This is a genomic window from Rhizobium sp. RU33A, assembly GCF_900156055.1.
In the GTDB taxonomy this organism is placed as follows: Bacteria; Pseudomonadota; Alphaproteobacteria; order Rhizobiales; family Rhizobiaceae; genus Allorhizobium.
Genome location: NZ_FTMQ01000003.1, coordinates 661,712 through 674,249 on the forward strand (window position 1 = coordinate 661,712; position 12,538 = coordinate 674,249).

A 12,538-nucleotide genomic window follows, 5' to 3' on the forward strand; every position below is an offset into this window, starting at 1 on the left:
ATCTCGAGCCGGAGGAGGGCATGGAACCAGAGGAGGGCGGTCATTCCGCAGCCCTGCGCGCCGAGCTTGATCGCCGCGAGGCGCTGAGGATCGCTGAAGCCCTCGTCTTCGCCTCGGCCCAGCCCGTCTCGACAAGCTTTATCGAGGAGCGCCTGCCACGCGGTGTCTCAGCGCCCGAAATCCTCCAACAGCTGAAGCAGGACTATGCTGCGCGCGGGGTGAACGTCGTGCAGGTCGACGATCACTGGGCCTTTCGCACGGCGGCAGACCTGTCCTTTGCCATCCGCAACGACGAGGCAGACGTCAAGAAGCTCTCGCGTGCCGCCCTCGAAGTGCTGGCGATCATTGCCTATCACCAGCCGGTGACGCGGGCCGAGATCGAGGACATCAGAGGCGTCCAGACCTCGAAGGGCACGCTTGACGTGCTGATGGAGGCAGGCTGGGTGCGGTTTCGCGGGCGCCGTCGTTCGCCGGGCCGCCCGGTGACACTCGGCACGACCCGTGATTTCCTCGACCATTTCGGATTGGAAGAGCTGCGTGACTTGCCCGGTCTCGAAGAATTGAAGGGGGCAGGGCTGCTCTCGGGCCGTATCCCCGCCAACTTCAACATACCGCTTCCCATGGCCCATGACGATCTGACCGACGACGAAGATCCGATTACCCAGCTCGACCTTGAAGAACTCGGCCTCTTGACTCCGGGCGGTGAAGCAGAGGAATAGGGTCAGCTTTTTCAATGGTGACCGGTGATACCGGGTCTTGCGGCTGCAGAAATCCGCAACGATCCGGAATGAGCCGCGTGGACGGCAGAATGAACCCAGCGAAGATCCAGCACGGAGACGGCCAGCGCACGGCGGGCGTAACCTTTGCCGCGCGCCTGACCTTCGAGGATATTCATCACCGTTACCACGGCAAGGAGACGATCCGTGGCGTCTCGCTGACCGCCGAACCGGGCGAAGTGCTTTGCCTGCTGGGTCCCTCAGGATCTGGCAAGACGACACTGCTCAGGATCGCCGCCGGCATCGAGGCGCAGACGTCCGGTCGCGTTGTCATCAACGACCGCGAGGTGGCAGGTCCGACAAGCTTCCTGCCGCCGGAGAAGCGTGGCATCGGATTGATGTTCCAGGACTTTGCGCTCTTTCCCCATATGTGCGTGCTCGACAATGTTCGCTTCGGCCTGACAGCACTGCCGCGCAAAGAGGCCGTGGCTGAAGCCATGGCCGCATTGGAGCGCGTCGGGCTTGCGCATTATGCAGAGAAGTTCCCGCATGCCCTGTCGGGCGGCGAGCAGCAGCGCGTGGCACTGGCGAGAGCGCTCGCACCCCGCCCGAGCGTGCTTCTGATGGACGAGCCGTTTTCCGGCCTCGATTCGCGCCTGAAGGACACCGTGCGGGCCGACACGCTCGCAATTCTTCGTGAGACCCGCGCGACTGCTGTCGTCGTCACCCATGACGCCGAAGAGGCCATGCGCATGGCCGACAGGATTGCATTGCTGAAGAATGGTCGGCTTGTGCAGGTTGGGACCTCGGACGACCTCTACCGCCGGCCCAACGACATTTTCGCCGCTGCCTTCTTCTCGGAGATCAACGAATTCTCCGGGAGAGTGCGTGGCGGTCGTGTTGAGACGCCCTTGGGGGCTGCCGATTCCGGCGACATCGCCGAGGGCGCCGAGGTTGAAGTTGCAGTGCGGCTGTCCGGTCTGTCGGTTCGCGACAGCGGCGGTCCCATTCCGGCCCGCATCATCGCGCGGCGTTTCCTTGGCGTCGTCGAGCTGCTCGACCTTGCCGTTCCCGGCACCGAGCGGCCGGTGCGAGCGCGGATCAGGGCTGACATGTTGTCAGCGCGTGTGCGCGACGTGACGATTGCGGTTGAGCCCAAGGACATTTTGGTGTTTGAAAAGACACCGCAAAGCCCCTACATCGGGGAAACGAAAATCTAAGGAGTGGCAGGCATGGGTTCGTTTAGCATTTGGCACTGGATCATCGTTCTGGCGATCGTCCTGCTTCTCTTCGGTCGCGGCAAGATCCCGGAACTGATGGGCGACGTTGCTAAGGGCATCAAGAGCTTCAAGAAGGGCATCAGCGAAGAGGACGAGAGCGAGAAGCAGACCGCCTCCAACGCACAGCCCACCGTGACGAAGACAGTCGACCATAAGGCCGACGAGGTTAAGTGATTGGCTTCAGCCGATCGGACGGGCGGCTCCTCGGGCTGCCCGTTCTTCGTTGAAACCTTGGAAGACCGGCGCCCGTCTTGAGGCGCCATGGCGTGGCATCAGGAGCCCGTTTGCATGCTGGATATAGGCTGGACCGAGCTTTTGGTGATTGCGGTCATCCTGATCGTCGTGGTGGGTCCGAAGGATCTGCCGCCGATGATCCGGGCCTTTGGCAAGATGACCAAGCGCTTGCGTCAGACTGCAGGCGAATTCCGCGCCCAGTTCGACGAGGCCCTGCGCGAGGCAGAGCTCGATGACCTGAAGAATTCGGTCAACGACATCCGCTCGCTCAATCCGGCAAACACGATCCGCGAGACGCTCAATCCGCTCCGCCAGATGGGGCAGGAGATCAAATCGGATCTGGAGCGTTCCACGCGCCCCAACGGCAAGCCGGCGCCGCTTGACGATGGCTATGAGGAGAACTCCATTCTCCCCGATGTGCCGCTTGGCCTCGGTGAGCCACCGGAAGAATTGAAGCCCCTGGCTCAGCAGCCGATAGCTCCGGCAGCAACCGCTCCGACCGCGACCACACCGGCGGCTGCTCCAGTCGCCGCATCCGTATTGCCAACCGCGCCGGCCACCTCAGCCCCGGCAGCGATCACGCCACCTGTCGTCGAGACAAAAGTGGTCAAGCGCAAGCCGGCGGCCAAGGCCGCTGCCAAGCCCGACACCCCGGTGAAGGCGTCTGCGAAATCAGCGAAGCCGGCGCCTGTGGCTGCCACTGCGCCGATCGTGGCAGCACCGAAAAAATCGAAGCCTGCTGTGGCGAAGACGGCAGCCGCCAAGCCGGCCGCGGCCGAGACCGCCGTTGCCAAGCCAGCGCCCAAGGCACGCAAGCCCAAGAGTGAGGACCGCGCATGAGCGGCGATATGGACGACAAGCCCCAGCCGTTGATTGAGCATCTGATCGAATTGCGTTCGCGCCTGATCTGGGCGCTCGGCGCCTTCTTCGTCGCTTTCCTCGTCTGCTTCTACTTCGCCAAGCAGCTCTTCAACCTGCTGGTCGTCCCCTACAAATGGGCAGTGGACTGGGCGGGGCTCGACGTAACGAAGACCGAACTCATCTATACGGCGCCGCAGGAATTCTTCTTTACCCAGGTAAAGGTTGCAGCCTTCTGCGCCATGGTCATCGCCTTTCCGGTCATCGCCTCGCAGGTCTACAAGTTCGTGGCGCCGGGCCTCTACAAGAACGAACGCGCCGCCTTCCTGCCGTTCCTTGTCGCATCCCCGATCCTCTTCCTGCTCGGCGCCTCGCTCGTCTATTTCGTCTTTACGCCCATGGTCATGTGGTTCTTCCTGGCCATGCAGCAGGCGCCTGAAGAGGGCGGGGTTGCGATTTCGCTTCTGCCGCGCGTCTCGGAATATCTGGGGCTGATCATGACCCTGATCTTCTCCTTCGGCCTCGTGTTCCAGTTGCCGGTCGTCACCAGTCTCCTGGTGCGTGTCGGCATTCTGGAAAGTCAGTGGTTGGCCGACAAGCGCAAGTATTTCATCGTCGTCGCCTTCGTCATTGCAGCCATCGTGACGCCGCCAGATCCGCTTTCCCAGATCGGTCTTGCACTGCCGACGATCCTTCTCTACGAGGTGGCCATCTATGTGGCGCGACTCATCGAGAAGAAGCGCGCTGCCACGGAACTCGCCGAGGCTGGCTCTGAAGAGCGGGCCTAAGGCAGGCCGGGCGGTCTCGCCGCAATTAACCCATGCCGACATGGGGCCGGACGTGGCCGCCGGCCAGCTCCGATCCCGGTCGAAAACCAAGACCTGGAACGACGATGCTCGATATCAAGTGGATCCGTGAAAACCCCGAGGCCTTCGATGCCGCACTCGCCAAGCGCGGTGCCGAGCCGCTGTCTGCCTCGCTGATCGCGCTCGACCAGAAACGCCGGTCTGTCGCCCAGGCGATGCAGGACATGCAGTCGCGTCGTAACAGCGCGTCCAAGGAAATCGGCGCCGCCATGGCGCAGAAGGACATGGAGCTCGCCGAGAAGCTGAAGGCGGAAGTCGCTTCGCTCAAGGACACGCTGCCGGCGGCCGAAGAGGAAGAACGCCAGCTTACCGCTGAGCTCAACGACGCCCTGTCGCGCATCCCGAACGTTCCCCATGACGACGTGCCCGTGGGCAAGGACGAGCACGACAACGTCGTCGCCCGCGTCGTCGGCGAAAAGCCGACCTGGAACCACAAGCCCTTCGAGCACTTCGAAATCGGCGAAAATCTCGGCTACATGGATTTCGAGCGCGCAGCCAAGCTGTCCGGCTCGCGCTTCACGGTCCTGACGAGCCAGCTCGCGAGACTTGAGCGCGCCCTTGGCCAGTTCATGCTGGATCTGCACACATCAGAACACGGCTATACCGAAGTGTCATCGCCGCTGATGGTGCGCGACGACGCCATGTATGGCACCGGCCAGCTGCCGAAATTTGCGGAAGACCTGTTCAAGACGACCGACGGTCGCTGGCTGATCCCGACGGCCGAGGTCACGCTTACCAACCTCGTCTCGGGCGAAATTCTCGACCAGGAAAAGCTGCCGCTGCGCTTTACTGCCCTTACCCCATCCTTCCGTTCGGAGGCAGGTTCCGCCGGTCGCGACACCCGCGGCATGCTGCGCCAGCACCAGTTCTGGAAATGTGAACTCGTTTCGATCACCGATGCCGAAAGCTCGATGGCCGAGCATGAGCGCATGACGGCCTGCGCCGAAGAAGTCTTGAAGCGTCTCGGCCTGCATTTCCGCACCATGACGCTCTGCACCGGCGACATGGGCTTCGGCGCCCGCAAGACCTATGACCTTGAGGTCTGGCTGCCGGGCCAGAACACCTATCGCGAAATCTCCTCCTGCTCGGTCTGTGGCGATTTCCAGGGCCGACGCATGAATGCGCGTTACCGCAACAAGGACGGCAAGGGCACGACCTTCGTGCACACGCTGAACGGTTCGGGCACGGCTGTCGGCCGCTGCCTGATCGCGGTGATGGAAAACTACCTGAACGAGGACGGTTCTATCACCGTGCCTGACGTTCTGCTGCCCTATATGGGCGGCATCAAGAAAATCGAGAAGGCGGCCTGAACACGCCGCAACCGGAGTGGCCATGCGCATCCTGCTGACGAATGACGACGGTATCCACGCTCCGGGCCTTGCCTCCCTGGAGCGCATCGCCCGCAGCCTGTCCGACGATGTCTGGATCGTCGCCCCGGAGACCGACCAGAGCGGGCTTGCCCATTCGCTGACGCTGTCCGAGCCCTTGCGTCTGCGGGAGCTCGGAGATCAGAAGTTTGCCCTGCGTGGCACGCCGACCGATTGCGTCATCATGGCGATCCGCAAGGTTCTCGACCGCAAGCCCGATCTCGTCCTGTCCGGCGTCAATGCCGGCGCCAACATGGCCGACGACGTCACTTATTCGGGCACGGTTGCCGGTGCGATCGAAGGAACGGTGCACGGTGTCAGGTCCTTTGCGCTGAGCCAGGCCTATAGCTATGAGGCGGGTGCGCCGATCCCGTGGCATGTTGCAGAAGCGCTGGCGCCCGATCTTTTGAAGAAGCTTTCGACGATCGATTTGCCGCCCGGCACATTTCTCAATCTCAACTTCCCGAATTGTGAACCGGAAGAGGTGCAGGGCATCGATGTGACGTCGCAGGGAAAGCTGGACTTCGGCCTCTCGGTGGAAGAGCGACAGGATGGGCGCGGCCTTCCTTATTTCTGGCTGCGATTCGGCGACCGCAAGGGCAACTTCCGCGCCGGAACCGACATTCATGCGCTGCGCGAGAAGAAGATTTCCGTGACGCCGCTGAAGCTCGACATGACCGACTATGCAGTGCAGGACATGGTTGCGGCTGCACTCGCCGATGGGGATGCAGTGTGAGATCTGCCCTGGTCGAGCGCGAGGGCTTTGCGGCTCTGGTCTTGCGGCTCAGGGCCGAAGGCATCACCGATCTCGACCTGCTGACGGCCGTCGAGCAAACGCATCGCTCGAGCTTCGTTCCGCCCGAATATGCCCAGAGCGCCTATTCCAGCCGCTCCATCCCGATCGAATGCGGGCAGTTTATGGAGGGCGCGGATCTCGCCGTTCGACTGCTTTCCATGCTCCAGGTGAAGCCAGGCCATCGCGTGCTCGAGATCGGCACCGGCAGTGGCTTCGCGACCGCCGTTCTCGGGCGGCTTGCCGAACGGGTGATCTCGATCGAGCGTTACAAGACCCTGATAGCGAGTGCCCAGGGTCGATTAGAGCGGCTTGCGCTTCGCAACGTCATCCTCCGTCAGGTCGACGGCTCGAACGGGCTGCCGGGCGAGGGGACCTTCGACCGAATCCTATCCACGGCGGCCTATCCCGTCATGCCGCGTTTCTTTGCCGAACAACTCGTCTCCGGCGGAATGCTGCTTGCGCCGATCATGCTGGACGAGGAGCGCTGCGTGATGGTCCGCCTGACCAAGACCGGGAGCCGCTTCGAACGAGAGGATCTGTTCGAGGTGCCCTTCCTGCCGCTGCAGCCGAAGATTGCCCAGCACCTCTGAATTCGTATTTTTTGAACTTTCCAGATCCCTTTGAGCGCAGGCGCAAGCGCGCCTCTCTTTGCATAATTTATATGCGCTTCGCCGAATTCGTTCATAACGAATCCACGGGGTTAACTGACCGGTAATACTAACGCGCTTTAATGAACCCACATCAAGTTGTGTCATATGTGGGTCGAGTCATGCGTAAAAGTGTATCGCCGAAAGCTGGATTGTCTGTCGCTCGTTTGTGCGGCGCGTTCCTCCTGGCCGGTACGGCAGCCGGGTGTAGTTCAGACGCCTCGCGCTTCAGCTCGGTCTTTTCCACCGACAGTCTGACCACCGCGTCCATCCCTCGTCAGCAGCGCAATCAACCGCCAGTGCCCGCCGAGAACATCGGTGGTGGCGGCATGTACGGTCAGTCTCAGGCCATGGCGCAGCCGATGCCGGCAAGCCCGGCTTATGAAACGCCCGCATCTGCCCGTGCTGCAAGCACGCCGGCCTCGGTGCAGCGCGCCGAACTCGCCGCGCCGTCTGCGTCTGGCAACAATTCCGAGCGTGCTGCAGCGCTTGCGCAGCCCTTCCCGTCTGCGCCTCAGCCGCAAGCCGGTCAGGTGGCTGCGGTCAACCCAGGCCAGGTTCTGGCCGAACCGACATCGACCGGTTCGACGCCCCGTCAGGGCGGTTGGTCGACGGCCGGTGCTGCCCGCGTGACCTTGCGGCCCGGCGAGACCATCGCCACGCTCGCCGATCGCTACGGCGTGCCGCAGAAGGAACTCCTCAAGGCCAACGGTCTGACCCATGTCAGCGATGCGGCTCCCGGTCAGCTCGTGATCATCCCGACCTTCGGCGGTCCCAATGCGGCCCGCGCTGCGGCCGATGCGTCCGGCCTGCCGACCGATGGCAGGAAGCCTGTGCTGCCGGGCGACCAGCAGCAGAATGTCGCCGTCCTGCCGAATTCCCAGAATTCCCGCGAAAAGCAGCAGGTTTCGGCATCGGCCGCCACCGGCAAGTCGGATGCAGGCGCTGGCACCGGTGCAGGGTCATACATCGTGAAGCCGGGTGATTCCCTGGCCCGCATTGCCAAGGCCAGCGGCGTTTCAGTCGATGATCTCAAGAACGCCAACGGTCTGACGACCGGCAATATCCGCATCGGACAGGCGCTCGTGGTCCCGGCAAAGAGGACCTCGGTGCCGGCACCTGCCATTGCCCAGGCTCCGGCGGCACCCGCCGCCGATCCGGTCCAGACCGCTTCCGTGCCGGCTGCCGGTCAGCCTGCCGAGTACAAGGCACCGGCCGCCAACAAGTCGGTGACGGAAGTCGCCGCCGCCAATCCGGAAACAGCCGCGCCGGAATTGACCGGCATCGGCAAGTATCGTTGGCCGGCTCGTGGTGCTGTCATCGCCAATTTTGGCGCCAATATCGATGGCAAGCGCAGCGACGGTATCGCGATTTCCGTGCCGCAGGGCACGCCGATCAAGGCCGCCGAAAATGGTGTTGTCATCTATGCCGGCAACGGTCTGAAGGAACTCGGCAACACGGTTCTCGTCCGTCACGACGATGGCAAGGTCACCGTCTACGGCCATGCGGATGCGCTCTCGGTGCAGCGTGGCCAGAAGGTCCAGCGCGGCCAGACGATCGCCACATCCGGCATGACCGGTAACGTCAAGCGGCCGATGCTGCACTTCGAAGTCCGCAAGGATGCAGCTCCGGTCAACCCGATCACTTTCCTGGAATAGTGTATTGCGTACCAGGTGAGTGAAAAGGCCCGGAACTCTCGTTCCGGGCCTTTTCCATGTCTGGCAAAGGTCAGATCAACGACGCTCGGTGGATATGCGCAGCCGTCCGGCGAGATCCTGGATATACTGCCAGGCGACGCGCCCCGAGCGGCCGCCGCGGGTGGTTGCCCATTCCAGCGCTTCGTGATGCAACTGCTCGCGAGGCAGTGGCAGCGCAAAATGCGTGGCATAGCCGTCGATCATCGTGAGGTAATCGTCCTGGCTGCACTTGTGGAAGCCGAGCCAGAGGCCAAACCGGTCCGAGAGCGAGACCTTCTCCTCGACGGCTTCCGATGGGTTGATCGCCGTCGGCTGCTCGTTCTCCATCATGTGGCGTGGCAGAAGATGGCGCCGATTGGATGTTGCATAGAAGAGCACGTTGTCCGGCCGTCCCTCGACGCCGCCGTCCAGCGCCGCCTTCAGCGACTTGTACGCCGTGTCGTCATGGTCGAAGGAGAGGTCGTCGCAGAAGACGACGATCCTGTGTGGTGCATCCTTGATGATCTCCAGCAGGCCCGGCAGCGTCGAGATATCCTCCCGATGCACTTCGACGAGCTTCAGTGCGATGCCGTTCGTCTTGATGATGTCGGCATGGACGGCCTTGACCAGCGACGACTTGCCCATGCCGCGCGCGCCCCAGAGCAGCACGTTGTTCGCCGGAAAGCCTTCGGCGAAGCGCAATGTGTTTTCGTGCAGGATGTCGCGCACATGGTCGACACCGCGGATCAGGCCCAGTTCCACACGGTTCGGACGTTTGACGGGCTGGAGGTGAAGCCGTGCCGGAGACCAGATGAAACAGTCTGCCGCCTGCCAGTCGTTGACGGCGGGTGCTGGCCCTGCCAGCCGTTCCACGGCCTCTGTGAGACGCTTCACTTCGGCCAGAAGTGCGCTCACGGTCTGATCATCCATCGTCCTGCTCCTCGTCGTCCGGTCCGGCTGTTCAAGCCTTGGCTCGGGCGGTATCACGCAGAATTGCGGGCAGAAAGGGTGAGGGGCCTGAAAATGGTACGCTCCTGCGCTGTTTCTGTTGCATTCATGGGCTCTCTCACTATATTCCGGCGACCTGACGAGGGGGCCGCGCGGCTCCCCAATACGCTTCAATAGGGAGTCTTTCATGTTTATCACCGAGGCCTTTGCCCAGGACGCAGTTGCCGCCCCGAGCGCGATGGGATCCGGACTGGAAATGCTGCTGCTCTTCGCACCGCTGATGGTGGTCTGGTATTTCTTCCTGATCCGTCCGCAGCGGACGCAGATGAAGAAGCGTGAAGAGACGCTTTCCGCCATTCGTCGTGGCGACCAGGTGATCATGGGTGGCGGCATCGTCGCCAAGGTCACCAAGGTGATCGACGACAAGGAACTCGAACTGGAAATCGCCGATGGCGTGAAGGTTCGTGCGATGCGCCAGTATGTGGCGGAAGTCCGCGTCAAGGGCGAGCCGGTAAAGACCGAAACCGCCGCCTGATCCCGCTGGGCCGGCCTCGCGCCGGCCTTTGCCATTTTCCGATGCCCTGATTCGAGAGTTCCATGCTTTACATTTCCCGCTGGAAGACATTGTTCATCTGGTTGACCGTTGCGCTCGGCGTCCTTGTCGCCCTGCCCAACGCCTTCACGGACGAGGAACTGGAAGCATTCCCCTCCTGGTTCCCCACGAGCAAGGTGACGCTCGGCCTCGACCTGCAGGGCGGCTCGCACATCATGCTGAGGCTCGAGCGCCAGGACATCGTCAAGGAACGCCTTGAGACGGTCGTCGGCGACGTCCGGACCCAGCTTCGCGAAGCCGGCATCCGCTACACGGGCCTTTCCGGCGTAGGGCAGCAGATCCAGGTTCGCATTACTGACGCGGACAAGGTGCCGGAAGCCATCGAGGCGTTGCGCTCGCTGACCGACCCCGTCAGCGTCGGCGGCCTAACTGGCGGCAGCGTGACGGAAGTCGCTCTCGAGCAGGCCGAAGGCGGCGTGCTGCGCCTGACGCTGACAGACGCGGGCATTGACTACCGTGTGTCGTCCGCCCTGACCCAGTCGATGGAAGTCGTTCGCCGCCGTGTCGACGAACTCGGTACGACCGAACCGCTCATTCAGCGCCAGGGTGATGACCGCATCATCGTGCAGGTCCCGGGTCTCACCGATCCGCAGCGCCTGAAAGCGCTTCTGAACCAGACGGCCAAACTGTCCTTCCACATGGTCGACACGACAATGCCGGTCACGGAGGCGATCAACACGCGTCCGCCTGCACAGTCGGAAATACTTTATTCGACTGACGACCCGGCTGTTCCCTATCTCATCGAGCGTCGCGCGCTGATTTCGGGTGAAAACCTTGTTGATGCCCAGGCAGCCTTTGACCAGCGCAGCAATGAGCCGGTGGTCAGCTTCCGTTTCGACAGCCGCGGCGCCCAGCGTTTTGCCCAGGCGACGCAGGAGAATGTCGGCAATCCCTTTGCCATCGTCCTCGACCAACAGGTCATTTCCGCACCCGTGATTCGCGAGCCGATCCTCGGCGGTTCCGGCCAGATTTCCGGCAATTTCTCGGTCGAAGGCGCGAACGACCTTGCTGTCCTCCTGCGCGCCGGTGCTCTGCCGGCGACCCTGACGGTCGTCGAGGAACGCACCGTTGGCCCCGGCCTCGGCCAGGACTCGATCAATGCCGGCGTGACCGCCAGCATCATCGGCGGCATCGCGGTCGTTCTCTTTATGCTCGCCTTCTACGGCACCTTCGGCGTGATGGCGAATATCGCGCTCGCGGCCAACATTGCGCTGATCCTCGCGGGGCTATCGATGATCGGGTCGACGCTCACCCTGCCGGGCATCGCGGGTATCGTGCTCACCATGGGTATGGCCGTCGACTCGAACGTACTGATCTATGAGCGCATTCGAGAGGAAGCTCGAAACGGTCGACCCTTGGTGCAGGCGATCGACGTCGGTTTCAAGAAGGCCTTTGCGACCATTGTCGACGCCAACCTCACGACGTTGATTGCGGCCGTCGTTCTATTCTTCCTCGGGTCCGGCCCTGTGCGCGGCTTCGCCGTCACACTGTCGATCGGTATCGTGACGACCGTCTTTACCGCCTTCACCCTGACCTTCTGGTTGATGGCTTTCTGGTACCGTTGGAAGCGCCCGAAGCAGATTCCGAAAAGCGTACGCACCGGTTTCTTCGACAGCCGCAACATTCGCTTCATGGCGGCCCGCAAGTTCAATTTTGGACTGGCAATGCTCATCTCGGTAGCCTCGCTGGTCGGCTTTGCAACTGTTGGCATGAACCTCGGGATCGACTTCAAGGGCGGCTCCATCATCGAGGTGCAGGCGCGTGACGGCACCGCGGATCTCTCCGATATCCGAGACCGTCTGAGCCAGCTGAACCTCGGCGAGGTGCAGGCGCAGGGCTTTGGCGACGATGCCAGCGCGCTGATTCGCCTTCAGGCGCAGGATGGCGGCGAGAATGCCGAACAGTCGGCTCTGACCAAGGTGCGCGGCGAACTGGAAGCCGAATACGATTTTCGCCGTGTCGAAGTGGTCGGACCGTCGGTATCAAGCGACCTGACCTATTCCGCCACGATCGGCGTTGTGGCAGCCTTGTTCGGGATCCTGATCTACATCTGGTTCCGCTTCGAGTGGCAGTTCGCGCTGGGCGCGATCATTGCAACCTTGCATGACGTGGTCTTCACGCTCGGCCTGTTCGTCCTGACCGGTATCGAGTTCAACCTGACGAGTATCGCCGCGATCCTGACGATCATCGGTTACTCGCTGAACGATACGGTCGTCGTTTATGACCGCATGCGAGAAAACCTCAGGCGCTATAAGAAGATGCCGCTTGAGGTGCTGATCGATGAATCGATCAACCAGACGCTGTCGCGCACGGTGCTGACGGCCGGTAGTACGATCCTCGCGCTGGGTGCGCTCTACCTGTTCGGCGGTGAAGTCATTGCCTCCTTCACCTTTGCCATGCTTGCAGGTGTTCTGATTGGCACCTTCTCGTCGATCTACATCGCAGGCCCGATTTTGATCGCCTTCAAGCTGCGTCCTGAATCGTTCCAGCAGGACGAAAGCGAAGGCGAGAAAATGCCGGCCAAGGCCGGAGCCTGA

12 protein-coding genes are annotated in these 12,538 nt (G+C 62.3%); 11 read left to right on the forward strand and 1 reads right to left on the reverse strand.

The annotated features are described in order from the left end of the window. The first annotated feature begins 20 nt into the window (after positions 1-20). The 9 genes from scpB to BW978_RS14205 all read left to right on the forward strand — a co-directional run bounded on the left by scpB (position 21) and on the right by BW978_RS14205 (position 8,422). Complete coding sequence (gene scpB / locus BW978_RS14165; RefSeq protein ID WP_076396547.1) at positions 21-719, forward strand: SMC-Scp complex subunit ScpB; 699 nt, start codon at positions 21-23, stop codon at positions 717-719. An 89-nt stretch (positions 720-808) separates the two neighbouring features. Continuing rightward, positions 809-1,936 carry an ABC transporter ATP-binding protein gene (locus tag BW978_RS14170; RefSeq protein ID WP_076396549.1) on the forward strand — a complete coding sequence of 376 codons (1,128 nt, stop codon included), beginning with the start codon at positions 809-811 and terminating at the stop codon, positions 1,934-1,936. A gap of 12 nt (positions 1,937-1,948) precedes the next feature. Then, on the forward strand, positions 1,949-2,170 hold the full coding sequence (locus BW978_RS14175; protein WP_054150147.1) for a twin-arginine translocase TatA/TatE family subunit: 222 nt from the start codon (positions 1,949-1,951) through the stop codon (positions 2,168-2,170). A 114-nt stretch (positions 2,171-2,284) separates the two neighbouring features. Next, on the forward strand, positions 2,285-3,070 hold the full coding sequence (gene tatB / locus BW978_RS14180; RefSeq protein ID WP_076396074.1) for a Sec-independent protein translocase protein TatB: 786 nt from the start codon (positions 2,285-2,287) through the stop codon (positions 3,068-3,070). Further along, positions 3,067-3,876 carry a twin-arginine translocase subunit TatC gene (gene tatC / locus BW978_RS14185; RefSeq protein WP_076396076.1) on the forward strand — a complete coding sequence of 270 codons (810 nt, stop codon included), beginning with the start codon at positions 3,067-3,069 and terminating at the stop codon, positions 3,874-3,876. The genes tatB and tatC overlap by 4 nt, the downstream gene beginning before the upstream one ends. A 104-nt stretch (positions 3,877-3,980) precedes the next feature. Further along, entirely contained in the window at positions 3,981-5,264 is a 1,284-nt protein-coding gene (gene serS, locus BW978_RS14190; protein WP_076396078.1) for a serine--tRNA ligase, read from the forward strand. A 22-nt stretch (positions 5,265-5,286) separates the two neighbouring features. Beyond that, positions 5,287-6,057 carry a 5'/3'-nucleotidase SurE gene (gene surE, locus BW978_RS14195; RefSeq protein ID WP_076396080.1) on the forward strand — a complete coding sequence of 257 codons (771 nt, stop codon included), beginning with the start codon at positions 5,287-5,289 and terminating at the stop codon, positions 6,055-6,057. Continuing rightward, complete coding sequence (locus BW978_RS14200; RefSeq protein WP_076396082.1) at positions 6,054-6,707, forward strand: protein-L-isoaspartate(D-aspartate) O-methyltransferase; 654 nt, start codon at positions 6,054-6,056, stop codon at positions 6,705-6,707. Before surE ends, BW978_RS14200 begins: the two co-directional genes overlap by 4 nt. A 179-nt stretch (positions 6,708-6,886) precedes the next feature. Continuing rightward, positions 6,887-8,422 (forward strand): peptidoglycan DD-metalloendopeptidase family protein, encoded by a 1,536-nt coding sequence (locus tag BW978_RS14205; RefSeq protein ID WP_076396084.1) that lies wholly within the window; start codon positions 6,887-6,889, stop codon positions 8,420-8,422. A gap of 75 nt (positions 8,423-8,497) precedes the next feature. Here the strand turns inward: BW978_RS14205 and BW978_RS14210 are convergent, their stop codons facing one another. Further along, the gene (locus tag BW978_RS14210; protein WP_076396086.1) at positions 8,498-9,370 is read right to left on the reverse strand and encodes an ATP-binding protein; all 873 of its coding nucleotides are present in this window, start codon (positions 9,368-9,370) and stop codon (positions 8,498-8,500) included. 205 nt (positions 9,371-9,575) lie between these two features. On the opposite strand from BW978_RS14210, the gene yajC reads away from it, so the two are divergent. Further along, positions 9,576-9,923 (forward strand): preprotein translocase subunit YajC, encoded by a 348-nt coding sequence (gene yajC / locus BW978_RS14215; RefSeq protein WP_076396088.1) that lies wholly within the window; start codon positions 9,576-9,578, stop codon positions 9,921-9,923. 62 nt (positions 9,924-9,985) lie between these two features. Continuing rightward, positions 9,986-12,538 carry a protein translocase subunit SecDF gene (secDF, locus tag BW978_RS14220; RefSeq protein ID WP_076396090.1) on the forward strand — a complete coding sequence of 851 codons (2,553 nt, stop codon included), beginning with the start codon at positions 9,986-9,988 and terminating at the stop codon, positions 12,536-12,538.

Coding starts and splice junctions, on each gene's coding strand:
- surE (WP_076396080.1), top strand. CDS start 5,287: ATGCGCATCCTGCTGACGAATGACGACGGTATCCACGCTCCGGGCCTT.
- BW978_RS14205 (WP_076396084.1), top strand. CDS start 6,887: ATGCGTAAAAGTGTATCGCCGAAAGCTGGATTGTCTGTCGCTCGTTTG.
- BW978_RS14170 (WP_076396549.1), top strand. CDS start 809: ATGAACCCAGCGAAGATCCAGCACGGAGACGGCCAGCGCACGGCGGGC.
- serS (WP_076396078.1), top strand. CDS start 3,981: ATGCTCGATATCAAGTGGATCCGTGAAAACCCCGAGGCCTTCGATGCC.
- BW978_RS14210 (WP_076396086.1), bottom strand. CDS start 9,370: ATGGATGATCAGACCGTGAGCGCACTTCTGGCCGAAGTGAAGCGTCTC.
- scpB (WP_076396547.1), top strand. CDS start 21: ATGGAACCAGAGGAGGGCGGTCATTCCGCAGCCCTGCGCGCCGAGCTT.
- BW978_RS14175 (WP_054150147.1), top strand. CDS start 1,949: ATGGGTTCGTTTAGCATTTGGCACTGGATCATCGTTCTGGCGATCGTC.
- tatC (WP_076396076.1), top strand. CDS start 3,067: ATGAGCGGCGATATGGACGACAAGCCCCAGCCGTTGATTGAGCATCTG.
- yajC (WP_076396088.1), top strand. CDS start 9,576: ATGTTTATCACCGAGGCCTTTGCCCAGGACGCAGTTGCCGCCCCGAGC.
- secDF (WP_076396090.1), top strand. CDS start 9,986: ATGCTTTACATTTCCCGCTGGAAGACATTGTTCATCTGGTTGACCGTT.
- tatB (WP_076396074.1), top strand. CDS start 2,285: ATGCTGGATATAGGCTGGACCGAGCTTTTGGTGATTGCGGTCATCCTG.